Here is a 22,711-nt window from a genome sequence, read left to right on the forward strand (position 1 = left end):
GTGACACGGAAACCGACTCTCGAAGATCGAAATCCCCTGGTCATCGGGACCGTGGCGGTCGTGGTGATCGCCCTCGCGCTGGTCGCCACCGTCGCCGTCTCCCGTCTCGGATTCTCCTCCGTGCGATACGAGGCCGAGTTCGCGCATGCGGCCCGGATCAGCGCGGGCGACGCCGTGACGATCGCCGGCGTCCAGGTGGGAACCGTCGAAGGAGCGCGACTCGCCGGGGACCACGTGGTGGTGGCGATGGACATCGACCGCGACGTCGAACTCGGATCCGGCACCGTGGCGTCGATCAAGCTCACCACGCTGCTCGGATCCCGTTATCTCGAACTGCAACCCGCAGGAGAAGAACCCCTGGCCGACAACAGGATCCCCCTCGGGAACACCGTGGTGCCCTACGATCTGCAGGAGCTGCTCGCGGACGCGACGACCACCTTCGAGCAGGTGGACGCCGAACGCCTCGGGGAGACGATGACGCTGATGGCGGACGAACTCCACGGCGTACCCGAGCTTCTCCCGCAGGTCCTGCAGAACATCGAGAGCCTCTCCGGCACCCTCGCCGACCGGCGCAGGCAGATCGGGTCGATCCTCGAGGCGACCGCGTCGATCACCACCATCGTGCGCGCCCAGCAGGACAGCCTCGGTGTCCTCGTCCGCGACGGGTACAGCATGCTCACCGAGCTCGAGAACCGACGCAATCTGGTTCAGCGACTGCTCGATTCGACCACCCGCCTCGTGGACGCCCTGCACTCGGTCGTCGTGGAGGACCGGACGCACGTCGATGCGATGATCGCGGATCTCGACGAGTTCCTGCAGACCCTCGCGAACAACGACGCGTTGCTCCGCAACATCCTCCAGATCCTGCCCGTCCCGATCCGGAACTTCACCAACGCGTCGGGGACGGGCAACGAGGTCGACTTCACGGCGCCGGCCGGACCGATGATCGACTCCTGGATGTGCGCCCTCGTGGGGCACACCGGCGAGCCGAGCCTGCGCGACTATCTCGGGGAGTGCCGATGACGGTGACACGGTTGGTGAAGGGGATCGTGCTGGTCGCGGTCGTCGCGCTGGCGGGAGCCCTCGTGCTCGACCGGGTCCTGTCTCCTGATCGACCCGTCACCGTCACGGCACGGTTCGACAACGCCGCCGGTCTGTACGAAGGGAACGAGGTGTCGATCCTCGGGATACCGGTGGGGCGCGTGCTGACGATCGAGCCGCAGGGCACCCACGTCGCGGTCACGATGGAGATCGACGCCGGTGTCGACGTACCCGCCGACGTGCAGGCGGTGGCCGTATCGACCTCCGTGCTCACCGACCGGAACGTCGAACTGACCCCTGCCTACCAGGGCGGGCCGACCCTCGTGGACGGTGCGGTGATCGACCTGGACCGGACCCGGACCCCGATCGAGTTCGACCGCCTGCTCGCGATGGCCGACACCCTGGCCCTCGAACTCGAGGGCGACGGGACGGGCGACGGACCGGTGGCGCGACTGCTCGACATCGGAGCCGGGATGACGGCGGGCAACGGCGTCGGTATCCGGGCCGCGCTCGGCCGCCTGTCGGACGCACTGCGGATGAGCGCCGAGAAGGGCGCGGTGACGGGCAACGAGATCACCACCATCGTCGACAACCTCTCGGCCCTGACCGACATCGCCGCCGCCAACGACGTCGAGATCCGCGAATTCGGCGAAGCCACGCGAAGGCTCAGCACGGTCCTCGCCGACGCCCGGGTCGGAACCGGCGACACCGGAACGAAACTCAACGAGATCCTCGCGCACGCCGAGCAACTGCTCGAGACCCACCACGACGAGGTGCACTCGACGGTGACGAACGCCGAATCGGTCACCCGCGCGATCGTCGACTACCGCAACGAGGTCGCCGAATTCCTCGATCTGTCACCGCTTCTCCTCGGCAACGCGTACAACGCGATCGACCAGGAACACGGTGCGGCCCGCGTCCACGCCCAGCTCGAGAAGGTCTTCTTCGACGGGCATCTCGTCTCCCAGGTGTGCGCGGCGCTGGAGATGCGCGATCTCGGGTGCACCTCCGGGAACCTGAAGGATTTCGGCCCGGGCTTCGGTATCGCCTCGATGCTCGAAGGGATCGCGGGGTTGCCACGATGACGCGCGCACACACCACCGGCAGGCGACAGGCACGGGCCGTGGTCGCGATGATCGCCGCGTCGGTTCTCGGCACCACCGCCTGCTCGGTCGGCCTCGAGAGCCTTCCCCTTCCCGAACCGGGGGTGGGCGGCGAGTCCTATCCGCTCCACGCGACCTTCGAGAACGCGCTCAACCTGCCGACGAAGGCCAAGGTGAAGCTCGCGGGTGCGGACGTCGGGGAAGTCGCGTCCATGCGGGTGGAGGAGTACTCCGCGATCGTGACCATGCGCATCACCGAGGACGTGTCCGTCCCGGTGGGAACGGCCGCCGAGCTGAGATCGGCCACGCCGCTGGGCGACGTGTTCGTCTCGCTGCAACCCCCGGCCGATGCGACCGGCGCCGCGGCCCTCGCACCGGGGGACACGATCCCGTTGTCGTCGACGGCGGCAGCGGCGACCATCGAGGAGATGCTGTCCACCGCATCGGTGCTCGTCAACGGCGGAGCGCTGCGCAACCTCACGAAGATCGTCGACGGACTGGGGGAAGCGGTGGGGGACCGCGGCGACCGGCTCGGAGCGCTCGTCGACGAGTCGACGAGGCTGGCGGGCCTCATCACCGCACGCACCGCCGAGATCGAGGAATCCCTGACCCGCACCGACCGGCTCATCGCGACCCTTGCGGAGCGTCGGTCGACGATCGACGAGGTGATGCTGGCCGCGCGCCCGGCGCTCGACGTCGTCGCCGCCGACACCGCGCAGCTGCTCGACCTCGTCGGGCAGGTCGACCGGATCGGACAGCAGATGGGACGATTCCCGTCGGTGCAGGGCACCGACACCCGCAGCACCCTCGCGGACCTCGACCGGATCGCCGAGCAGCTGAACGCCGCGGCGACCCATCCGGACGCCAGCCTGAACTCGGTCAACCGGTTGCTCGCACCGATCATGCGGGTCACCAACAGCACGTCGGCGAATGTCGACGCCGACCTCGAACAACTGGTGATCGGCGCCGTGCCCGCGCCGGGCCATTCGGGGGATCCGGGAAGCCGTCTCCCCGACGAGAGCGACTGGCAGGCATTCGTGGGAACACTGACGTACACGCTGATGCGATTGCAGCAGCGACTGGACGGAGAAGGTCCGTGAGCCGCCGCGGCCCCGTCGAGGTCACGGCCGGCGGCATCGTCGCGGGTGTGCGGTACGGCTACGCGCGTCGGCTGGGACTGTCGGTGGTCGCCCTCGCCACGACCTTCGTCGTCGGGATGGCCTACCTGGTGTTCGGTGTGTTCGACGCGGTCCCGACGGCCGAGACCTACCGGATCCGGGTGCACTTCGACGAGTCGGGCGGGTTGCTGCCCGGCCGGGACGTCACGCTGCGGGGTGTTCCCGTCGGCACGGTCTCGTCCGTCGACCTGACGGAGGACGGGGTGGCCGCGGTCGCCGAGATCGATTCACGTGCACGGATTCCGGCGGGTGGCGAGATCCGGGTCGCCGGCCTGTCGCTCGCGGGTGAGCAGTACCTCGACCTGCGTCCCGACAGCGACGACGGCCCCTATCTCGAGGACGGTGCCGAGATCTCGGCCGAGGACACCTCGACACCCGTTCCGCTGTCGACCCTCATGCACGACCTCGACGGGATGCTCGCCCAGATCGACCCCGACTCGCTGCAGGTGATCGTGGAGGAACTCGGTGTCGGGCCGGACGGTCCACGCAAACTCACCGACATCGTCGAGGGTGGAACCTTCCTCATCTCGACACTCGACGGGGTTCTGCCGCAGACGGTCTCGCTGTTGCGCTCCGGCAGGATCGTGCTCCGCACACTCGCGGACGCCGCACCCGGACTGCAGGGCATGTCGGCGGAGATGTCGACCCTGCTCGGTGGAGTCGAAGCGATGGACGAGGGATTCCGCAGCTTCGTCGACAGGACACCGGCGACGATGCAGTCCGTCGACACTCTCCTTGCCGAGAACTCCCCGACGATGGTGCAACTGCTGGGCAATCTGACGACGGTGGCGCAGATGGCGCACGTGCGCGTCCCCGCCCTGAACGAATTCTTCTTCCCGAGCGACCGTGACGGGTCGACGCTCGAAGCGCTCATGACCGCCTTCCGCGACGGCGGCATCTGGGCTCTGGTGAACATCTATCCCCGCAACTCGTGTGACTACGACCTGCCGCGACGACCACCGACGATCGCGGATCATCCGGAGCCGTATCTGTACACCTACTGCACCGACCCCGACCCGTCGACGCTCGTGCGCGGCGCGCGCAATGCGCCACGTCCTCCCGGTGAGGAGGGCGCCGCGACCATGCCGCCCGGCGTCGATCCGCTCCGTACGTCCGACCCGGCTCCCGTCGGGCCGTACAGCGTCCCACTCGACTACGGCGGACCGACAGTGCCGAACTGACCTGTGCCCGACGATCGTGCAGAACCCAGGAGAACCGACATGAGCACCGACACCGCGGCCCGCACCGACGAAACCGGGACGACCGACAGCACGCATACGGGAGCAGCCGAGAAGACTTCGAGGGGAAGGCGATTCGTCCGCCTTCCCCTGCTTCTGCTCGCGTTGGTCGCGGTGGCGGGACTGGTGGCCTCCGCAGTGCTGGGAACCCAGCTCCGGAACGCCCGCGCCGTGGAGGACGCTGCCCGCGCGGCGTCGGAGGCTGCACGGCAGTTCGCCGTGACGTTGACGTCGGTGGATTCGGCGGACCTCGACGCCGACTTCGCCGCGGTACTCGACGGAGCCACCGGCGAATTCGAGAAGATGTACGCCGAGTCGAGCGCACAACTCGAACAGGTGCTGATCGACAACCGGGCACGCTCGGAGGGTGTCGTGGTGGAGTCGGGCATCAGGTCCGCGACCACGACGAAGGTCGAGGTCCTGTTGTTCGTCGACCAGAGCGTCACGAACACCCTCGTCCCCGAACCGCGACTCGACCGCAGCCGCGTGGTCATGACGATGGAACTCGTCGACGGCCGGTGGCTCGCGTCGCAGGTGGATCTGCCCTGAGCCGGCGTCGCGTCAGGCGGTCGGTGCCGGAGGGAGCTCTCGCGTGCTCAACCACGCCTCCCACAGCGGCCGGAGCGAGACGTCCGAGAAACGCGCGGCGAGATCCTTGAACTGCGCCGTCGTCACATTGCCGTGCCGGTGTTCCGCGGTCCACGTCCGCAGGAGGGTGAAGAACGGTTCGTCGCCGAGTTGCACGCGCAGGGCGTGCAGGGTCAGTGCCCCGCGCTTGTAGATGCGGTCGTCGAACATGTCCTTCGGGCCCGGATCCTCGAGCAGGATGTCCTGCGGCTTGCGGGCCAGTCCCCGGTGGGCGTCGAGTGCGTGCGCGTGCGCCGACCTGCCGCCCGAGTTCTCCGACCACAGCCACTCCGCGTAGCACGCGAATCCTTCGTGGAGCCAGATGTCGCACCAGCGGTTCAACGTGAGGCTGTTGCCGAACCACTGGTGCGCCAATTCGTGTGCGACGAGCCGTTCCTCGCGGCCGGTGCCGTCGCAGAAGTTCGCGCCGAAGATCGACAATCCCTGCGCCTCGAGGGGGATCTCGAGGTCGTCGTCGGTCACCAGAGCGGTGTAGTGCGCGAACGGATACGGGCCGAACAGGCGTGTGAACAACTCGAGCATCTCGGTCTGACGAGCGAAGTCCCGATCGAACTCCGCGCGCAGGCGAGGCGGGTGGATACCGTACTGCGGCACGGGTTCCGTTGCGAGGGTGCGTATCTCGTAGTGGCCGGTCTGGACGGTGGCGAGATAGGTCGCCATCGGTTCGGGTTGCTCGTACACCCGTGTGGTGCGGCTCGCCTTCGTGGTCTTGTGCACGAGCGTGCCGTTCGCGATCGCGACGAACGGAGCGTCGGTGGTGACGGCGATGCGGTAGGTGGCCTTCGAACCGGGATGGTCGTCGCAGGGGAACCAGGTGGGTGCGCCGTTGGGCTGGCTCGCGACGAGCGACCCCTCGTCGAGTTCCTCCCAGCCGACCTCACCCCACATCGTGCGCAGCGGGGTGGGCGTGCCCGAGTACTGCACACCGAAGACGAGGACCGCCCCGGCAGGGAGTTTCTCGGCGGGGGTGACGGTGAGCTTGCCACCGCGATGCGCGAACTTGGCGGGACGTCGCCCGTTGACGGTCACCTTCGCGACCCGCATCGACTGCGCGAGATCGAGTGAGTACTTGGCGCGCACGTCCGTCGTCGTGGCGATGATCTTCGCTCGGCCGTCGAGCCGGTTGGACACGACCTTGTAGGTGAGTTCGAGTTCGTAGCGGGAGACTCGGTAGCCGCGGTTCCCGCTCTCGGGCAGATAGGGATCGAGCGGGCGGTCGGCGGCGACCGGCGCGACGGGCTTGGCGGCCTTGATGGGCTTCACCGCGGCGACCAGTCGTTCGGTGTGGTCCACGGCGTGATCGGATTGCCCTGCCAGCGAGTGGACGGCGGGACCACGTCGCCGCGCATCACCAGCGAGGCGGGGCCGACGGTGGCGCCGTCCCCGATGCCCGAGGCGGGCAACGCGACGCATTGGGGGCCGAGCGTGGCGCCGGCGCCGAGGGTCACGGTGTCCATGGACATGATCCGATCATGGAACAGGTGGGTCTGTACAACGCAACCGCGTTCGACGGTCGCACCGTCGCCCAGTGACACCAGGTCGGCCTCGGGCAACCAGTAGCTCTCGCACCACACACCGCGGCCGATCCTCGACCCCAGCGCGCGCAGCCACAGATTCATCACGGCGGTGCCCGCCGCGGCCCGGGCGAACCACGGTGCCGCCACGGTCTCGACGAAGGTGTCGGAGACCTCGTTGCGCCACACGAACGAACTCCACAGCGGGTGCTCGACGCGTCCGATCCGACCGACGACGAGCCATTTCGCGATCACGGTCACGAGGCACGCCAGAGCGCCGGCCACCATGAGCACGAGACCGCCCAGCAGTGCCGCGGCGAGATAGCCCCAGTGCACGGCGAGGGTGTCGAGGGCGAAGAGCACACCGAGCCCGATGCCGTAGGTGACGACCATGGGCACGAGCCGGAAGGTCTCCACCGCGCCGCGCGCGATCTTCAGTTTCAGCGGCGGTTCGAAGGTGCGGCTCGCGTCGCTGTCGCCGCTCGCGCGCCGCAGGCGCACCGGGGGACTGCCCAGCCACGACGAACCGGACTTCGCCTTCTCCGGAGCAGCGGAGAGCACCGCGACGAGTCCATGCTTCGGGACCCGCCGACCCGGCGCCGCCATCCCCGAGTTGCCGAGGAATGCACGCTTGCCGACCTTCGCATGCGAGATGTACAGCCAGCCGCCGCCGAGTTCGTAGGAGGCGACCATCGTGTCGTCGGCGAGGAACGCTCCGTCGGCGACCTTCGTGAACTTGGGGACCATCAGCACGGTCGACGCCTCGACGTCCTTGCCGATGTCGGCGCCGAGCAGACGGAGCCAGATCGGGGTGAGCATCGACGCGTAGAGCGGGAACAGGAAGGTGCGCGAGGAGTCCATGAGGCGCTCGGTGAACCACACCTGCCAGCCCACGCGACTGCGCACGGGATGCCAGCCTTCCGACATCCCGATGGCGAGCAGCCGCACCGCCATCAGGGTGAGCAGGGCGAAGACGAACATCGTCAGCAGCGCCGCGACGGGCAGCATCGCCAGCGAGTGCACCACGGCGTCGGAGACGGTGGGGGTGTCGTGCACCCACCACACGAGCAGCGCGACCCCGGCGGCGATCGAGACGATGGGCAGGCCGCCGAGCAGGATCGACGACAGGGCGTAGACCGGCACCCATCTGCTGCCCCGCGGCGGTGTCCCGGCGGGCCACGGCCGGTCGGCCTTGCCGGCCTTGCGGGCGGGTGAGCCCGACCAGTTCTGTCCGGCCTTCACGCGGCCGAACACCGCGGATCCGGCCTCCACTTCGGCGTTCTTGCCGATCCGCGCGCCGGGGGCCAGGAACGACCGGGCACCCACCGTGGCGCCGGCACCGATCCGGATGCTTCCGATGTGGACGACGTCGCCGTCCACCCAGTAGCCGCCGAGATCCACCTCCGGCTCGACGGCACAACCGTCGCCGAGTTCGAGGAGGCCGGTGACCGGCGGAAGGCTGTGCAGGTCGACGTCGCGGCCCACCTTCGCGCCCAGCGCCCGCGCGTACTGCCGCATCCAGGGAGCGCTCGAGATGTTCACGGCACCCACGGCCTCGGACAGCCGCAGGGCCGTCCACAGCCGGAGGTGGACGCTCCCACCACGGGGGTGGCTTCCGGGCTTCACGCCGCGCAGCAGCAGACGCGAACCCGCGACGGAGATCGCCATGCGGCCGACGGGCGTGAGGAACAGCAGGACTCCGAGCGCCACCCACCACCACGACAGGGTGACGGTCCACGGAACGTCGACGACGAACGCGACGACGTTGTTCAGGATGGCAAGCCAGGTCACCCACTGCAGTCCGGTGAGGGTGGTGAGGACGGCGGTCACCGCGATCTGCCCGAGCTGGGCGAGTCGCGGCACCGGGGCCACCTCACGGGGGGTCGCGGCTTCCGTCGGTGCGAGTTCGTCGAGATAGACGGCGAGTGATCCGAGCCGGGGATGGTCGTACAGTTCCGCGACCGTCATCTCCGGATATCGGCTCCGCAGCGCCGTGACGAGCTGCGCCGCCGCGAGGGAACCACCGCCGAGTTCGAAGAAGTCGTCGTCGACGCCCTCGATCCGGGCACCGAGGATGTCGGTCCACAGTTCGGCGACCCATTCGGCGGTGGGATCGAGACCGAGTGCTTCCACCGAGTCGGCATCGGCGCCCGGCAGCGGCCACGGCAGAGCGTTGCGGTCGACCTTGCCGGATGTGCGGGTGGGGAGTTCGTCGACGAGCGCGAGTCGCGGGACGAGCGCGGCGGGGAGTTGTTCGGACAGCAGGTCGTGGGCCGACGTGATGTCGAAGTCCGGATCGGTGGAGGCGATGTACCCCACGAGGATCGAGTGCCCAGCAGCGGTCCTGCGGACCGCGCAGGCGCCGCCCGCCACGCCCGGCAGGTTCTGCAGCGCGTTGTCGACCTCGCCGAGCTCGATGCGGCGACCACCGATCTTGACCTGGTCGTCGGCGCGCCCCTGGAACAGCAGACCGGCGCGGTCGAGCGTCACGAGATCGCCGCTGCGGTAGGCGCGGTCCCAGCCGAGAGTGGGCATGGGAGCGTACTTCTCGGCGTCCTTCGCCGGATCGAGGTAGCGCGCGAGACCGACACCGCCGATGACGAGTTCCCCGGTCGCGCCCTCCTCGACGGGGTTTCCGTCGGCGTCCACGACGGCCAGGTCCCATCCGTCGAGGGGCAGGCCGATGCGGACCGGTCCGGTGCCGTCCATGAGCGACGCGCAGGCCACGACCGTCGCCTCGGTGGGTCCGTAGGTGTTCCACACCTCGCGTCCCGGAACGGCGAGACGCTCGACGAGGTCGGGTGGGCAGGCCTCGCCGCCGAAGATGAGCAGGCGCACCGCCTCGAGGGCTTCGGCCGGCCACATCGCCGCGAGGGTGGGCACCGTCGAGACGACATTGATGTTGCGGGAGACGAGCCACGGCCCGAGATCCATGCCGGAGCGGACGAGCGCGCGGGGTGCCGGAACCAGGCAGGCGCCGTGCCGCCAGGCGAGCCACATCTCCTCGCACGAAGCGTCGAACGCCACCGACAGGCCGGCCAGGACACGGTCGCCGGGGCCGAGCGGCGCCCCCTGACAGAACATCCGCGCTTCCGCGTCGACGAAGGCCGCCGCATTGCGGTGGGTGACGGCGACACCCTTCGGTGTCCCGGTCGAACCGGAGGTGAAGATGATCCACGCGTCGTCGTCGACGTTCGGGCCCCGCACCACCGGGGTGCCCGACGGTGCGGCCGTGCCCGATCCGATGCCCTCGTCGGTGACGATGGCGGTGACCTGCGCTTCCGAGAACACGAGTTCGGCTCGTTCGTCGGGATCGTCGGCGTCGACGGGGACGTATGCGGCGCCCGCGGCGAGAATCGAGAGAATCGTCACATACAGGTCGCTGCGCCCGGAGGTCATGCGCACGCCGACCCGGTCGCCGGCCCCGACGCCCGCGTCGTTCAGCGCGTACGCACCGGCGATCACCGCCTCGACCAGTTCGGCGTACTCGAGGATCGTCGAGCCGTCGTCGATCGCGGGAGCGTCGGGATGCGCTTCGGCGGTGCTCCGCAGCAGGTCGACGAGGGTGCGAGCGGGTGGGGCGTGCGACGCGCGGAGGAACTCGTCCGGGATGGGGGACCGGCCGACGGGGGTCGAGGATATGGCTGGCAACTCCGCGCGTCCTTCTGCTCGATGGATCTTCCGGTTATCTCACGTCCCGGTGGACGACAGGTGAACGTTCGGCGCGCGAACGCGTGTCGTCCTCGCGGTGCCGGGCGACGCGGAGCGGTACGGGGTTGACACGGCACGGTCGTCCTGCCATTCTCTTCGCCAGGTCATGAGTACCAGCGTCAAGCCCCGGCTAGCTGGTCGGCAACCCTCCAACCGCGGTGGGGTGCTCCGGGTGACGACCGGGCCGTGAATCCACTACCGGACACGGCAAGCGCGGACTCCGCCGGCGACGAGAATTCTCTGTCGTAGGCGTCACCGGCGGGTCCCTGAATACACGAGGGATTTGTCATGACTGCTGTAGCCGCCACCACCTGCATCGCTCCGTTCGCCACCGTTTCCGGATGTGACGTGCAGGTTCCGCTCGTCCAGGGTGGTACCTGCACCTACGCGAACTTCGACTACGCGGCGAGTGCACCGGCGCTGTCCGCCGTCACCGACCGCATCACCGAGCTGCTGCCCTTCTACGCGAGCGTGCACCGCGGCGCCGGATACGCCTCGCGGATCAGCACCACCGCCTACGAGGACGCCCGCACCTCCGTGTCGCGCTTCGTCGGCGCGGCCGACGACCAGGTCGTCGTCTTCACGCGCAACACCACCGATTCGTTGAACCTGCTCGCGAGCGCGGTGCCCGGTGACGTCGTGGTGCTCGATATCGAACACCACGCGAATCTGCTGCCCTGGAAGAACTCTCGGATCGTCGAGGCCGCGGACACCGTCTCCGAGACGGTGTGGCGCCTCGCGGTCGAACTCCAGCGCGCCCCCGCGGCCCTGCTCGCCGTCACCGGTGCTTCCAACGTCACCGGCGAGGTCCTGCCGATCGCCGAACTCGCCGAGCTCGCACACGCTTCCGGTGCGCGGATCCTCGTCGACGGCGCGCAGCTCGTGCCCCACCGCCGTGTGGATCTCGCCGAGCTCGGCGTGGACTACCTCGCCTTCTCCGGTCACAAGCTGTACGCGCCGTTCGGTGCGGGAGCGCTTGTCGGCCGCCGCGACTGGCTCGACGCCGCCGAGCCGTACCTCGCCGGTGGTGGTGCGGTGCGCGAGGTGCGCCTCGATCACACCGAATGGGCCTGCGCCCCTGCGCGTCACGAGGCCGGCACCCCCAACGTGCTCGGTGTCGCCGCTCTCGCCGCCGCGTGCGATGCGCTCGCCGGTTTCGACTCCGACGCGGTGACCCGTCACGAGGAGGCCCTGTGCGCCCTGCTCGTCGACGGTCTGCAGACCATCGACGGCGTGGAAGTGCTTCGGCTGTGGAACGATTCGGCCGACAGCGTCGGAATCGTCACCTTCACGGTCGACGGTTACGAGCCCGGCCACATCGCCTCCTATCTGTCCGCCGAACACGGCATCGGTGTCCGCGACGGCCGGTTCTGCGCGCACCCGCTGCTCGCGCGGGTCGGCCGCGCCGGCGGTGCCGTCCGGGCATCGCTCGGACTCGGCAGCTCGTCCGACGACGTCGAACGCCTCCTCGGAGCACTCCGCTCGCTGGTCGAGAACGGGCCGGCGTGGGTGCACGCGAAGACCGACGGCGTGTGGAACCCCTCGCCGGAGACGCGTCCCGGTCTCGGTGCGACCGATGGTGATGCATCGCCGTGCGTCTGACGGTCGACAATTCCCCACAGGATAAGTAGGGTAATTCGCATGGAACGGACGAGGGCGATCGCTGCGGCACGCTGGTGCCGTCGCCATGTCGACCTCTGCCGTACGGCATCGGGAATCTGTCCGGACTGAAGGTCTTCTCCCTCACAGTCTTCCGGCCCCCCAGGCCGATCCCTCCGTGCCGTTCCGCGGCCCGTACCGAGAGGTATCCCATGTCCGTCGCATCCACCGTCACCCCTGTGTCCGCAGACCCGGCCGTCGTCGAGTCCGCCGCCGTCCGGCCGTTGCGCGTCGCCGTCGAACTCACCGGTCACTCCGGACCCGACTACTGGGCCGACCTGACCCTGGGCCGCGCCGGCGACCCGCCGCTCGACCTCAGCGCCGATGCCTTCAACGTCGTGCGGGTGCGTGCCGCCGACCTGCGTGAAGCCGGGAAACTGCGCGACCGCATCCGTGCGGAGGCCGTCGAGGAGGGGCGCGACCCCGACTCGGTCACCGTGCTCGTCGACGTCGAGGTCATCCTCGCCTCCGATGCCCGCACCGCCCGCACCCGGCGCGCCCGCCCCGAATCCACCCGCGGGGAGACAGGCACGCTGTCCTATGTCGGTACGCCGCACGGTCTCGCCGGGCTGATCGCCGACATCCATGCCGTGCAGGTCGCCGACGGTGTCACGCTGATCCCGCTCGCCGCGCCGTTCACCGTCGAGCATCTCGTCGACGGAACGCTGCCGTGGCTGGAGTCGCGCGGCCTCATCGAGGTCTCACCGACCGTCGTCGAGGTCCTGCGCCGATTCGGCGAGGGCGCTCAGGCATCCGTGCGCGCTTCCTGACGCATCTCCGTATCATGAAGGAGGGGCAGGAGTTTCGACTCCTGCCCCTCCTTCGTATGCGCTCACGCCGTGCGGCGGTCGAGTGTTTCGACGACGTGCACGCGCGGATCGGGATCGAACCGATAACCCGACCCACGGACGGTCGTGATGATGTTGCCGAAACGTCCCAGCTTGGAACGGATCCGGGAGACATGGACGTCGACACTGCGATTGCCCCGATCGGTGTCGAAGTCGTCGTTCTCGGAGTATCCGGCGCCGAGCGGTCGCAGCGCGGCGCGGGACACCACGACGCGGGGCCGGCGGGCCAGATACGCGAGGATCTCGAATTCGCTGTGGCTCAACTCGACCCGCTGACTGTCGAGCACCAGACCGCGGGCGGGCAGGTCGATCACCAGAGGGGTCGGGCCGGGGCTGAGGAGGGTGTGGGTGCGCGCGCCCGGGAGCAGGTCGAGCGCGGTCTCCCGCAGGGCGTCGGCGAGGGCTGCGAGATCGCCCGCCGATCCGGCATTCGTGTCCGAGATCTGCACGATGAGAACGAGTTCGGGGGAATCGACCGAGCTGCCGGCCGGGTTCTCGATGGAGGACGTGGTCATGGAAGGGCTCCGCTGGTCGGAAGGTGAAGGGCGCCGGGCAGGCGACTACCCGCAGCTGTGCGGCGCCGGGAAAGAGGGAGGAATGGTGCGGATCTCAGAACGCACAGAGACACGAGCGGGTACGACACAGGTCGACATGCCTGCGGCTCCACGCTCGGACTGTCACGACGGAGAGTGTACCCGGGTGGAGGTGCCTGCGGTACCGGTAGGTGGGCGGTCTCAGTCGACGTCGATGTCGATCGCCGCGGTGATGCGCATGAGCTCCGAATAGACGGTCCGGAACAGTGTGTTCGGGCATCCACCCGACGCCCACAGATCCTGGTGGTGCTGCAGCGCGCGGTCGATGTAGGTGGGCAGGTTCGTGGGGTGGCCGAGCGGTGCGACGCCACCGAGCGGCTGACCGGTGACCTCCGTGACCAGGTCGGGGGAGGCCGGCACGAGCTCGCCGCCGAGCCGCTCGCCGGTCCGCTCGACCGACACGCGATGCGCCCCGGACACCAGCAGCAGGATCGGGTCGTCGTCGAGCAGGAAGACGAGCGACTTCACGATCGCGCCCACCTCCACACCCACCGCGGCGGCGGCCTGCTCGGCGGTGTGCACGGTCTCCGGCTGCTGGACGATCAGACCGTGATGGCCGCGGGCGATGAGCGTGTCCGAGACGCGGTGGGCATTCGGATGCAGCGACCTGGTCATGGATCAAGAGTAGGAAAATCGCCGGACGATGTGCGGGCTTCCGCGATCCCGGATCGGACGGTGCCGATGCGATCCGGCGATCCACAAGTTACTCTTCGGTAATGTCCGATCTCTCGCCTTGGAAAGCGTTCACCGTCGAACGCAAGGATCACGTTGCACAGGTCACGCTCATCGGCCCCGGCAAGGGCAACGCGATGGGCCCCGACTTCTGGGCGGAACTGCCCGTCCTCTTCGGTGAGCTCGACGCCGACCCCGAGGTCCGTGCCGTCGTCCTCGCCGGTTCCGGCCGGAACTTCTCCTACGGCCTCGACCTCGTCGCCATGGGCGGCAGCCTCGGCGCCGTCGTCTCCGGCAAGGCGCTCGCGAAGCCTCGCACGGACTTCCACGCGATGATCAAGAACATGCAGGCGGCCATCACGGCCGTCGCCGACTGCCGCAAGCCGGTCGTCGCGGCGGTCCAGGGCTGGTGCATCGGCGGAGCGGTCGACCTCATCTCCGCCGCCGACATCCGCTACGCGAGCGCCGATGCGAAGTTCAGCGTCCGCGAGGTCAAGGTCGGAATGGTGGCCGACGTCGGCACCCTCGCCCGGCTCCCGCTCATCATCGGCGACGGTCACGTCCGCGAGCTCGCGCTCACGGGCAAGGACATCGACGCCGCCCGCGCCGAGAAGATCGGTCTCGTCAACGACGTCCACGACGACGCCGACGCAGTGCTGGCCGCCGCCCACGCGACCGCCGCGGAGATCGCCGCCAACCCACCGCTCGTCGTCCAGGGCATCAAGGACGTCCTCGACCACACCCGCTCTCCGCAGGTCGACGACAGCCTCCGCTACGTCGCGGCGTGGAACGCGGCGTTCCTGCCGTCGGAGGACCTCACCGAGGCCATCACGGCCGTCTTCGAGAAGCGCCCGCCGCAGTTCAAGGGCGAATAGCCCCCCATAGACGACGGATCCCCCGGACGATGCGATCGTCCGGGGGATCCGTCCTTGCAGGCTCGGTGTCAGTGCCCGCCGTTGTTCTTCAGGCGCTCGACCGACGCGGTCACCTCGGCCTCGGCCTCGGCGCGACCGACCCAGTCGGCGGCCTCGACGTGCTTGCCCGGCTCGAGGTCCTTGTAGTGCACGAAGAAGTGCTTGATCGCGTCGAGCTCGAACTGCGAGACGTCGCTGATGTCCTGGACGTGATCCCAGCGCGGATCGCCGGCCGGGACGGCCAGGATCTTGTCGTCGCCACCGGCCTCGTCGACCATCTTGAACATGCCGACGGGGCGGGCCTCGACGATCACGCCGGGGAAGACCGACTCGGGCAGCAGGACCATGCAGTCGAGCGGATCGCCGTCCTCACCGAGGGTGTTCTCGATGTAGCCGTAATCGGCCGGGTAGCCGAACGAGGTGTACAGGTAACGATCGAGCTTGACGCGTCCGGTCTCGTGATCGACCTCGTACTTGTTCCGCTGTCCCTTGGGGATCTCGATGGTGACCTCGAACTCCACGCCTTGCCTCACTTCGTCGGTGTTTTTCCGGCGGATACGACATCCGTATCTGCGGTGATGGTCCGCAGAGAGGATAACGGTCGCGGCGCTAGGCTGGAGGTGCAGGTACCGGGGCCCCGAGTGCGTCACAGCAGTATGCGGCCGGCAGCGGGAAGTGCGGGTAGCTGGTCGACCAGTGTGTGCAGGATGCAGCGGAGGCGTGTTGACGGGGCAGGGCGGCAACAAGAAGCAGGGTTCACTGGCAACCAGGCGACGACGGAACATGAAGATCCTCTTCGGGATCTGGGGAGCGGGTCTCCTCGCTCTCGTCGTGGGCGGGGCCTTCGCGATCTACGACGTGCGGGCGTCCGCCGGCGCGGTCGTGCTCCCCGCACCGGCGCCGGTGGTCGCGACCCCCGCGGTCGCCGCGGTCTCGCCCGACGCTCCGATGCCCGACCCGGCCTCGTTGGCTGCGGCACTCGACCAGGCCGTGAACAATCCCGGTCTCGGTGACTTCGCCGGATCGATCACCGACCCCACGACCGGCACGGTGCTGTGGTCGAAGGACGCCGATCGCGCGCTGATCCCGGCCTCCACGACGAAGATCCTCACCGCCGCGGCCGCCATGCTCGTGCTGCCCTCCGACCATCGGATCACCACGCGCGTGGTCGAGGGTTCGAAGCCGGGTGAGATCGTCCTCATCGCCGGTGGCGATCCCACCCTCTCGGCGATGCCGCCCGGGGAGGAGAGCTTCTACCCGGGTGGCCCTCGCATCGCCGACCTCGCCGAACAGATCCGGCGCAGCGGCGCGACGGTCGAGACCGTCCTCGTCGACACGAGCCTGTACACCGGGGATCCGCTCGCGCCGGGCTGGTTCCCGCAGGACGTCGGCGACGGCTATGTCGCGCCCATCGAACCCGTGATGCTCGACGGTGGCCGGTTGCGGCCGCTCGAGGACGAATCGCCCCGCAGCGCGACGCCCGCTCTGGACGCCGGTCGTGCACTGGCCACCGCACTCGGTGCCGATCCGGCGCGGGTCGCGCCCGGGTCCGCCACGCCGGGCGCGGCGCCCATGGCGTCGGTCCAGTCGGCGCCGCTCACCGTGCGCCTCGGCCAGATGCTGGGCCGATCCGACAACGTCCTCGCGGAGACCGTCGGACGGGAGGTCGCGGTCGCGACCGGCAACGAGCACTCGTTCGAGGGCACCACGAAGGCCGTGACCGGTACCCTGCAGCAAGCGGGTCTGGACGTCACCGGAGTGACGTTGCGCGACGTCAGCGGGCTCTCGGTCGAGAACCGGATCCCCGCTCGCACGCTCGATCGCGTGATCTCGGAGGCGGCCGGACCGAACAGGACGGAGCTGCGGCCCATGCTCGACTATCTTCCCGTCGCCGGAGCGACCGGCACGCTCGCCGATCGCTACGGCACCACGACCCGCGCCGGAGCCGGATGGGTGCGGGCGAAGACCGGCACGCTGACCGAGGTCAACGGACTCACCGGATACGTCGTCGACTCCGACGGCCGCGTGCTGTCGTTCGCGCTGCTCTCCAACGGCAGGTCCCCGAGCGAGGCCCGCCCCGCCCTCGACGCCGTGGCGTCGGTACTCCGTGAGTGCGGTTGCCGATGACCGGCAAGGAGCGGGCACTCGGCGACGCGATCGACTGGTCGTTCGCGGCCGGCGTCGGCGTGCGCCTCACCCGCTCCGAACCCGCGATGTCGCGGTACACCCGCGACGCGGTGCAGGACGAGTTGTTCTCGGCCGCCTCACGCGCCGAGGGACCGGTGCGCGAGCACACACGACTCGACGACGGAACCGAGCCGCCGCCCGCGCAGGTCGTCGACCGGCCGGGCTGGGTGCGTGCGGCAGCAGCGTCGATGGCCGACCTCACCGCGACATCGGGCGAGGACCCGTCCGGCTCCTCCCCGCGCTGGGTGGGCAAACCGGCGGGCGCACAGGCCGGCGCCATGCTCGCCTACCTGTCGTCCGCGGTGCTCGGACAGTACGACCCGTTCTCCCGTTCGCTGCTGCTCGTCGCGCCCAACGTCGTCGCGGTCGAACGCGCGCTGAAGGTGCCGCCCGCCGACTTCCGGTTGTGGGTGTGTCTGCACGAGGTGACCCACCGCGTGCAGTTCGCGCAGGCACCGTGGATGGCCGAGCTGATGCGCGAGGCCGCCGCCGACCTCGCCACTGCGGTCGAGGAGCCGATGGGCGACGTCGCGACCCGCGTGGTGTCGGCGGTGAAGGACCTGCGCACTCCCGGCGACAAGCCGATGTCGGAGCGGGGCATGCTCGGTGTCGTGCGGGCGCTGCAGGCGCAGTCGCAGCGTGAGTCGTTCGACCGGATCCTCGCCCTGGGAACGCTCCTCGAAGGGCACGCCGATCATGTGATGGACGGTGTCGGCCCGGCGGTGGTCCCGTCGGTCGCGCGGATCCGGCGGGCGTTCGACAACCGGCGGCACCGCAACAGCAGCCCGGTGCATCGCCTCATCCGGCTCGTCCTCGGCATGGACGCCAAGATGGCCCAGTACGTGCACGGCAAGAAGTTCGTCGACGCCGTCGTCGCGAAGGTCGGCATGGACGACTTCAACGCGGTGTGGTCCGGTCCGGACGCCCTGCCCACCCTGAGCGAGATCGACCATCCCGACGCGTGGATCGCGCGGGTGCTGAGCTGATCGTGGCTTCACCGTCGACCGATCGTCCGCTGCTGCCCGAGGCCCCGGCGATCCACGAGGTGCGCCTCGCCGTGCGGGCCTGGCTGGGCGCGCACCCGGCCGACGCGGTGACCGTCGCGTTGTCGGGCGGCGCCGATTCCGCCGCCCTGACCGCCGCCGCCGTCGCGGAGACCGACGCGGTGCACGCCGTCGTCGTCGATCATCGCCTCCAGTCCGGCTCCGAGGTCGTCGCAGCGCGGGCCGCGGAGTTCGCCCGGGCCCGCGGCTGCGCGACCGTCACGGTGGTCGGTGTCGACGTCACCGGCGGGGGAGGCATCGAGGCCGCCGCGCGCGCGGCCCGTTACCGGGCCCTCGACGAGAACCGCGACGACCGGCCCGTGCTGCTCGGTCACACCCTCGACGACCAGGCCGAGACGGTGCTGCTCGGTCTCGGCCGCGGATCGGGTCTGCGTTCGATCCGCGGGATGGCACCCTTCGACCCGCCGTGGGGCCGTCCGCTGCTCGGCGTGCGCCGCGACACGACCCGCCGGGCGTGCGACGAACTCGGCTACCGCCCGTACGAGGATCCGCACAACGCCGACGACCGGTTCACGCGCGTGCGCCTGCGCCGCGAGGTGCTGCCGCTGCTCGAGGACGTGCTCGGTGGGGGCGTCGCCGAAGCCCTCGCGCGCACGGCCGGGCAACTGCAGGACGACGGTCACGCCCTCGACGTCTGGGCTCGCGACCTGCTCGCGACAGCGCGGCGCGAGGACGACCTGCTCGACACCGACGCACTCGCGGCGGCTCCCGCCGCAGTGCGACGCAGAGCCCTCCGATCGTGGCTGATCGATCACACCGCGACACCGAACGAGACGATGCTGCGGGCGGTCGACGACCTGGTAGTGGCGTGGCGCGGACAGGGCCCGGTCGCGGTCGGGCGGGGGCCGCGGACGGGGACGAGGTTGGTGGTGTCGCGTCGGCGTGGCACGCTTGCCGTGGAGTACGTCGACCGGGCGAAGGTCCGGGCGACCGGCAGCTGAAGGTAGGGAAGGACCCCCGGTGTACGAGAACGACATAGCGTCGGTGCTGATCTCCGAAGAGCAGATCAAGGAGCGGACCGCAGAGCTGGCGCAGTCGATCGCCGAGCGTTACCCGGTGGGTGCGCCGGAAGGCGATCTGCTGCTCATCGGGGTGCTCAAGGGCGCCATCTTCTTCATGACCGACTTCGCGCGCGCTCTGCCGATCCCGACGCAGATGGAGTTCATGGCCGTCAGCTCGTACGGATCGTCGACGTCGTCCTCGGGTGTCGTGCGGATCCTCAAGGACCTCGACAAGGACATCGCCGGCCGCAACGTCCTCATCGTCGAGGACATCATCGACTCGGGTCTGACACTGTCGTGGCTGCTCAAGAACCTCTCGTCGCGCAATCCCGCATCGCTCGAGGTCGTCACGCTGCTGCGCAAGCCGGAGGCCGTGAAGATCGACGTCGAGGTCAAGGACGTCGGATTCGACATCCCGGACGAGTTCGTCGTCGGCTACGGTCTCGACTACGACGAGCGCTACCGCGACCTGCCCTACATCGGCACGCTGGATCCCAAGGTCTACAGCAGCTGACCTCCGGTCGAGCCGGGCGGTGAGCTCCCCGGCCCGGGGAACTCCGGTTCCGTCCCGATCGTTGTCGATTACGACGTCTTCCCGGTGTCGGCTCCGGTCGGTGCCGGGGCGACTGCTCGTTGCTACGCGGTAACCTTGCGTTGCCTGGTCAGTGACCGTCGCGGCATGCGGCCACCCCGGGTGCGAAGCGCCGCGACTGCGAGACCCCGACGAACTCGATCGAAAGGACCGGCCGCTCGGGCCGAACCTGTATGAACCGCAAGACAGTGTTCCGTAATCTGGCGATCGTCGCCGGCATTCTGCTGGTGATCTACGCCTTCAGTTACTTCGGCGACGACACGCGCGGTTTCACTCAGGTGGACACGTCCGTCGCGGTGTCCCAACTCGAATCGCAGAACGTCAGCGAGGCCCGCATCGACGACCGCGAGCAGCAGGTGCGTCTGTGGCTCGAGAACGGCAACGACGCGACCGAGGGCAGCACCGAGATCATCGCGAAGTACCCCGCGTCGGCCTCCGAGCAGATCTTCGACCTGGTCGCCGCGTCGGGCGCGCAGAAGTACGACACGAGCGTCACCCAGGAGAGCTGGCTGACCTCGATCCTCATCTTCGTCCTGCCGATGATCATCCTGCTCGGCGTGTTCTTCTTCGTGATGAGCCGCATGCAGGGCGGTGGTCGCGGCGGCATGATGGGCTTCGGCAAGTCGAAGGCCAAGCAGCTGTCGAAGGACATGCCCAAGACGACCTTCGCCGATGTCGCCGGCGCCAACGAGGCCGTCGAGGAGCTCTACGAGATCAAGGACTTCCTGCAGAACCCGGCGCGCTACCAGGCGCTCGGCGCGAAGATCCCCAAGGGCGTACTGCTCTACGGTCCTCCCGGCACCGGTAAGACCCTCCTCGCGCGTGCCGTCGCCGGCGAGGCGGGCGTCCCGTTCTTCACGATCTCCGGTTCGGACTTCGTCGAGATGTTCGTCGGTGTCGGCGCCTCCCGCGTGCGCGATCTGTTCGAGCAGGCCAAGCAGAGCGCTCCCTGCATCATCTTCGTCGACGAGATCGACGCGGTCGGCCGCCAGCGCGGCGCCGGCCTCGGCGGTGGTCACGACGAGCGTGAGCAGACCCTCAACCAGCTGCTCGTCGAGATGGACGGCTTCGGCGACCGCTCCGGCATCATCGTGATGGCCGCGACGAACCGCCCCGACATCCTCGACCCGGCGCTGCTGCGTCCCGGCCGTTTCGACCGTCAGATCCCGGTCACGAACCCCGACCTCGCCGGTCGCCGGGCGATCCTCGCCGTGCACTCGAAGGGCAAGCCGATCGATCCCAACGCGGATCTCGGTGCGCTCGCCAAGCGCACGGTGGGCATGTCCGGTGCCGACCTCGCGAACGTCGTCAACGAGGCCGCGCTGCTCACCGCCCGTGAGAACGGCACGGTGATCACCGAGGCGATCCTCGAGGAATCGGTCGACCGTGTCATCGGCGGTCCCCGCCGCAAGAGCCGCATCATCAGTGAGCACGAGAAGAAGATCACGGCCTACCACGAGGGTGGTCACACCCTCGCCGCGTGGGCGATGCCCGACATCGAGCCGGTTTACAAGGTCACCATCCTCGCCCGCGGCCGCACCGGCGGTCACGCGATGACAGTGCCCGAGGACGACAAGGGCCTGATGACGCGTTCGGAGATGATCGCGCGCCTCGTCATGGCGATGGGCGGTCGTGCCGCGGAGGAACTCGTCTTCCGCGAGCCCACCACCGGCGCCTCGTCCGACATCGACCAGGCCACGAAGATCGCGCGCGCGATGGTCACCGAGTACGGCATGAGCGCGAAGCTCGGCGCCGTCCGCTACGGCCAGGAGCAGGGCGACCCCTTCCTCGGCCGGTCGATGGGTGTGCAGTCCGACTACTCGCACGAAGTGGCACGCGAGATCGACGAGGAGGTCCGCAACCTCATCGAGGCCGCGCACACCGAGGCGTGGGCGATTCTCAACGAGTACCGCGACGCCCTCGACGTGCTGGCGAGCGAGCTGCTCGAGCACGAGACGCTGACCCGCAAGGATCTCGACCGGATCCTGGCCGACGTGAAGAAGCGTCCGCGGATCACGACCTTCAACGATTTCGGTGATCGGGTCCCGTCCGACAAGCCGCCGATCAAGACGCCCGCCGAGCTCGCGGCCGAGCGCGGCGAGCCGTGGCCGCCGGAACCGCCGTCGCTGACGAAGCCGGCGCATCAGCACCCGCAGTATCTGGGCCAGGGCGAGGTGCCCGCTCCCGCCGTCTACCAGCCCGGCGCGCAGCCGCAGTACCAGCCGGCGAACGGCTACCCCCAGCCCCAACAGCAGCCGCAACCCCAACAGCAGTCGCAGCCGGCCCCGGCCTCCGAGCCGCTTCCGGGCTTCCAGCCGACGGCTCCGTATCCGGGTGGTCCGCGGCACGCGACGCGTCCCGACTACGGTGCTCCCGCCGGATGGTCGGCTCCCGGCTGGCCGCCGCGCGAGCAGACCCCGCAGGAACAGCAGGGTTACGGGCAGCCGCAGGCCCCCGGACAGCCGCAGGGATACGGATATCCGCAGGGCCCCCAGGGGCAGAACCCCCAGAGCTACGGACAGCCTCAGGAAACGCAGAGTTTCGGGCGTCCGCAGGAGCCGCAGGACCCCGACCGTCCGTCGGACTCCGGCGACAACGGTGCGGCAGATGCGCACCGTGGTGAGAACCACGTGGGAGACTCGCAACCGCGCGATGGTTACGGCGCTCCCGAGCCCCCTCCCACACAGCGGTGGGAAGGCCCGGCCGGCCGGCACTGATCCGTGTCGGTGAGTCGGTACCGGGCGCGCA

At 69.3% G+C, this 22,711-nt stretch carries 18 protein-coding genes and 1 riboswitch; of the genes, 13 read left to right on the forward strand and 5 right to left on the reverse strand.

Translation table 11 applies throughout. The annotated features are described in order from the left end of the window. Genes U9J23_RS02290 through U9J23_RS02310 form a run of 5 tightly spaced genes read left to right on the forward strand, consistent with a single transcriptional unit; the run spans position 1 to position 5,109 of the window. Positions 1–1,023: an MCE family protein gene (locus U9J23_RS02290; protein WP_326601179.1), complete on the forward strand. Its 1,023-nt coding sequence runs from the start codon at positions 1–3 to the stop codon at positions 1,021–1,023. Continuing rightward, a complete protein-coding gene (locus tag U9J23_RS02295; RefSeq protein WP_085469485.1) occupies positions 1,020–2,126 on the forward strand; it encodes an MCE family protein in 1,107 nt (368 codons plus the stop codon). The genes U9J23_RS02290 and U9J23_RS02295 overlap by 4 nt, the downstream gene beginning before the upstream one ends. Then, positions 2,123–3,244: an MlaD family protein gene (locus U9J23_RS02300; RefSeq protein ID WP_085469464.1), complete on the forward strand. Its 1,122-nt coding sequence runs from the start codon at positions 2,123–2,125 to the stop codon at positions 3,242–3,244. The genes U9J23_RS02295 and U9J23_RS02300 overlap by 4 nt, the downstream gene beginning before the upstream one ends. After that, entirely contained in the window at positions 3,241–4,503 is a 1,263-nt protein-coding gene (locus U9J23_RS02305) for an MlaD family protein (protein ID WP_085469463.1), read from the forward strand. Before U9J23_RS02300 ends, U9J23_RS02305 begins: the two co-directional genes overlap by 4 nt. Before the next feature lie 39 nt (positions 4,504–4,542). Beyond that, positions 4,543–5,109, forward strand: a complete 567-nt coding sequence (locus tag U9J23_RS02310) for a hypothetical protein (protein ID WP_085469462.1) — start codon at positions 4,543–4,545, stop codon at positions 5,107–5,109. Between the two features lie 12 nt (positions 5,110–5,121). Here U9J23_RS02310 and U9J23_RS02315 read toward each other — a convergent pair whose 3' ends face one another. Both U9J23_RS02315 and U9J23_RS02320 read right to left on the reverse strand, forming a co-directional pair. Continuing rightward, positions 5,122–6,501 carry a M1 family metallopeptidase gene (locus U9J23_RS02315; protein ID WP_016694643.1) on the reverse strand — a complete coding sequence of 460 codons (1,380 nt, stop codon included), beginning with the start codon at positions 6,499–6,501 and terminating at the stop codon, positions 5,122–5,124. Further along, positions 6,468–10,373, reverse strand: coding sequence for a Pls/PosA family non-ribosomal peptide synthetase (locus U9J23_RS02320; RefSeq protein ID WP_059382617.1), 3,906 nt, complete (start codon positions 10,371–10,373; stop codon positions 6,468–6,470). The genes U9J23_RS02315 and U9J23_RS02320 overlap by 34 nt, the downstream gene beginning before the upstream one ends. A 162-nt stretch (positions 10,374–10,535) precedes the next feature. Then, positions 10,536–10,653, forward strand: a riboswitch (SAM riboswitch). A gap of 68 nt (positions 10,654–10,721) precedes the next feature. On the opposite strand from U9J23_RS02320, the gene U9J23_RS02325 reads away from it, so the two are divergent. Both U9J23_RS02325 and U9J23_RS02330 read left to right on the forward strand, forming a co-directional pair. Beyond that, positions 10,722–12,035: an aminotransferase class V-fold PLP-dependent enzyme gene (locus U9J23_RS02325; RefSeq protein WP_059382616.1), complete on the forward strand. Its 1,314-nt coding sequence runs from the start codon at positions 10,722–10,724 to the stop codon at positions 12,033–12,035. 209 nt (positions 12,036–12,244) lie between these two features. After that, positions 12,245–12,862, forward strand: a complete 618-nt coding sequence (locus U9J23_RS02330; RefSeq protein WP_080968265.1) for a hypothetical protein — start codon at positions 12,245–12,247, stop codon at positions 12,860–12,862. Between the two features lie 62 nt (positions 12,863–12,924). On the opposite strand, the gene U9J23_RS02335 is transcribed toward U9J23_RS02330, so the two are convergent. Together U9J23_RS02335 and U9J23_RS02340 are read right to left on the reverse strand one after the other, a co-directional pair. Beyond that, positions 12,925–13,455, reverse strand: a complete 531-nt coding sequence (locus U9J23_RS02335) for a winged helix-turn-helix domain-containing protein (protein WP_326601185.1) — start codon at positions 13,453–13,455, stop codon at positions 12,925–12,927. 219 nt (positions 13,456–13,674) lie between these two features. Further along, positions 13,675–14,148 carry a YbaK/EbsC family protein gene (locus tag U9J23_RS02340; RefSeq protein ID WP_059382614.1) on the reverse strand — a complete coding sequence of 158 codons (474 nt, stop codon included), beginning with the start codon at positions 14,146–14,148 and terminating at the stop codon, positions 13,675–13,677. Between the two features lie 101 nt (positions 14,149–14,249). Here U9J23_RS02340 and U9J23_RS02345 point away from each other — a divergent pair, with 101 nt between their 5' ends. After that, entirely contained in the window at positions 14,250–15,080 is an 831-nt protein-coding gene (locus tag U9J23_RS02345; protein ID WP_059382613.1) for a crotonase/enoyl-CoA hydratase family protein, read from the forward strand. Positions 15,081–15,148: 68 nt separating this feature from the next. Here the strand turns inward: U9J23_RS02345 and U9J23_RS02350 are convergent, their stop codons facing one another. Continuing rightward, complete coding sequence (locus tag U9J23_RS02350) at positions 15,149–15,640, reverse strand: inorganic diphosphatase (protein ID WP_006550524.1); 492 nt, start codon at positions 15,638–15,640, stop codon at positions 15,149–15,151. A gap of 262 nt (positions 15,641–15,902) precedes the next feature. Here U9J23_RS02350 and dacB point away from each other — a divergent pair, with 262 nt between their 5' ends. From dacB to ftsH, 5 genes are all read left to right on the forward strand, one after another. Continuing rightward, complete coding sequence (gene dacB / locus U9J23_RS02355) at positions 15,903–17,246, forward strand: D-alanyl-D-alanine carboxypeptidase/D-alanyl-D-alanine endopeptidase (protein WP_059382612.1); 1,344 nt, start codon at positions 15,903–15,905, stop codon at positions 17,244–17,246. Then, positions 17,243–18,292: a zinc-dependent metalloprotease gene (locus U9J23_RS02360; protein ID WP_059382639.1), complete on the forward strand. Its 1,050-nt coding sequence runs from the start codon at positions 17,243–17,245 to the stop codon at positions 18,290–18,292. The genes dacB and U9J23_RS02360 overlap by 4 nt, the downstream gene beginning before the upstream one ends. Then, a complete protein-coding gene (gene tilS / locus U9J23_RS02365; protein WP_059382611.1) occupies positions 18,268–19,311 on the forward strand; it encodes a tRNA lysidine(34) synthetase TilS in 1,044 nt (347 codons plus the stop codon). Before U9J23_RS02360 ends, tilS begins: the two co-directional genes overlap by 25 nt. A 19-nt stretch (positions 19,312–19,330) precedes the next feature. Beyond that, positions 19,331–19,885, forward strand: coding sequence for a hypoxanthine phosphoribosyltransferase (gene hpt / locus U9J23_RS02370; RefSeq protein ID WP_059382610.1), 555 nt, complete (start codon positions 19,331–19,333; stop codon positions 19,883–19,885). Positions 19,886–20,136: 251 nt separating this feature from the next. Beyond that, positions 20,137–22,680: an ATP-dependent zinc metalloprotease FtsH gene (ftsH, locus tag U9J23_RS02375; protein ID WP_326601195.1), complete on the forward strand. Its 2,544-nt coding sequence runs from the start codon at positions 20,137–20,139 to the stop codon at positions 22,678–22,680. Positions 22,681–22,711 lie beyond the last annotated feature (31 nt).

Origin of the sequence: Rhodococcus sp. PD04 (assembly GCF_035918275.1) — a bacterium.
GTDB classification, from domain to species: Bacteria; Actinomycetota; Actinomycetes; order Mycobacteriales; family Mycobacteriaceae; genus Rhodococcus; species Rhodococcus rhodochrous.

Bases quoted from the DNA above. Each gene is read 5' to 3' on its own strand.
- U9J23_RS02295 (WP_085469485.1), top strand. From the start codon at position 1,020: ATGACGGTGACACGGTTGGTGAAGGGGATCGTGCTGGTCGCGGTCGTC.
- U9J23_RS02300 (WP_085469464.1), top strand. From the start codon at position 2,123: ATGACGCGCGCACACACCACCGGCAGGCGACAGGCACGGGCCGTGGTC.
- U9J23_RS02310 (WP_085469462.1), top strand. From the start codon at position 4,543: ATGAGCACCGACACCGCGGCCCGCACCGACGAAACCGGGACGACCGAC.
- U9J23_RS02325 (WP_059382616.1), top strand. From the start codon at position 10,722: ATGACTGCTGTAGCCGCCACCACCTGCATCGCTCCGTTCGCCACCGTT.
- U9J23_RS02330 (WP_080968265.1), top strand. From the start codon at position 12,245: ATGTCCGTCGCATCCACCGTCACCCCTGTGTCCGCAGACCCGGCCGTC.
- U9J23_RS02335 (WP_326601185.1), bottom strand. From the start codon at position 13,455: ATGACCACGTCCTCCATCGAGAACCCGGCCGGCAGCTCGGTCGATTCC.
- U9J23_RS02340 (WP_059382614.1), bottom strand. From the start codon at position 14,148: ATGACCAGGTCGCTGCATCCGAATGCCCACCGCGTCTCGGACACGCTC.
- U9J23_RS02345 (WP_059382613.1), top strand. From the start codon at position 14,250: ATGTCCGATCTCTCGCCTTGGAAAGCGTTCACCGTCGAACGCAAGGAT.
- dacB (WP_059382612.1), top strand. From the start codon at position 15,903: ATGAAGATCCTCTTCGGGATCTGGGGAGCGGGTCTCCTCGCTCTCGTC.
- U9J23_RS02360 (WP_059382639.1), top strand. From the start codon at position 17,243: ATGACCGGCAAGGAGCGGGCACTCGGCGACGCGATCGACTGGTCGTTC.
- ftsH (WP_326601195.1), top strand. From the start codon at position 20,137: ATGAACCGCAAGACAGTGTTCCGTAATCTGGCGATCGTCGCCGGCATT.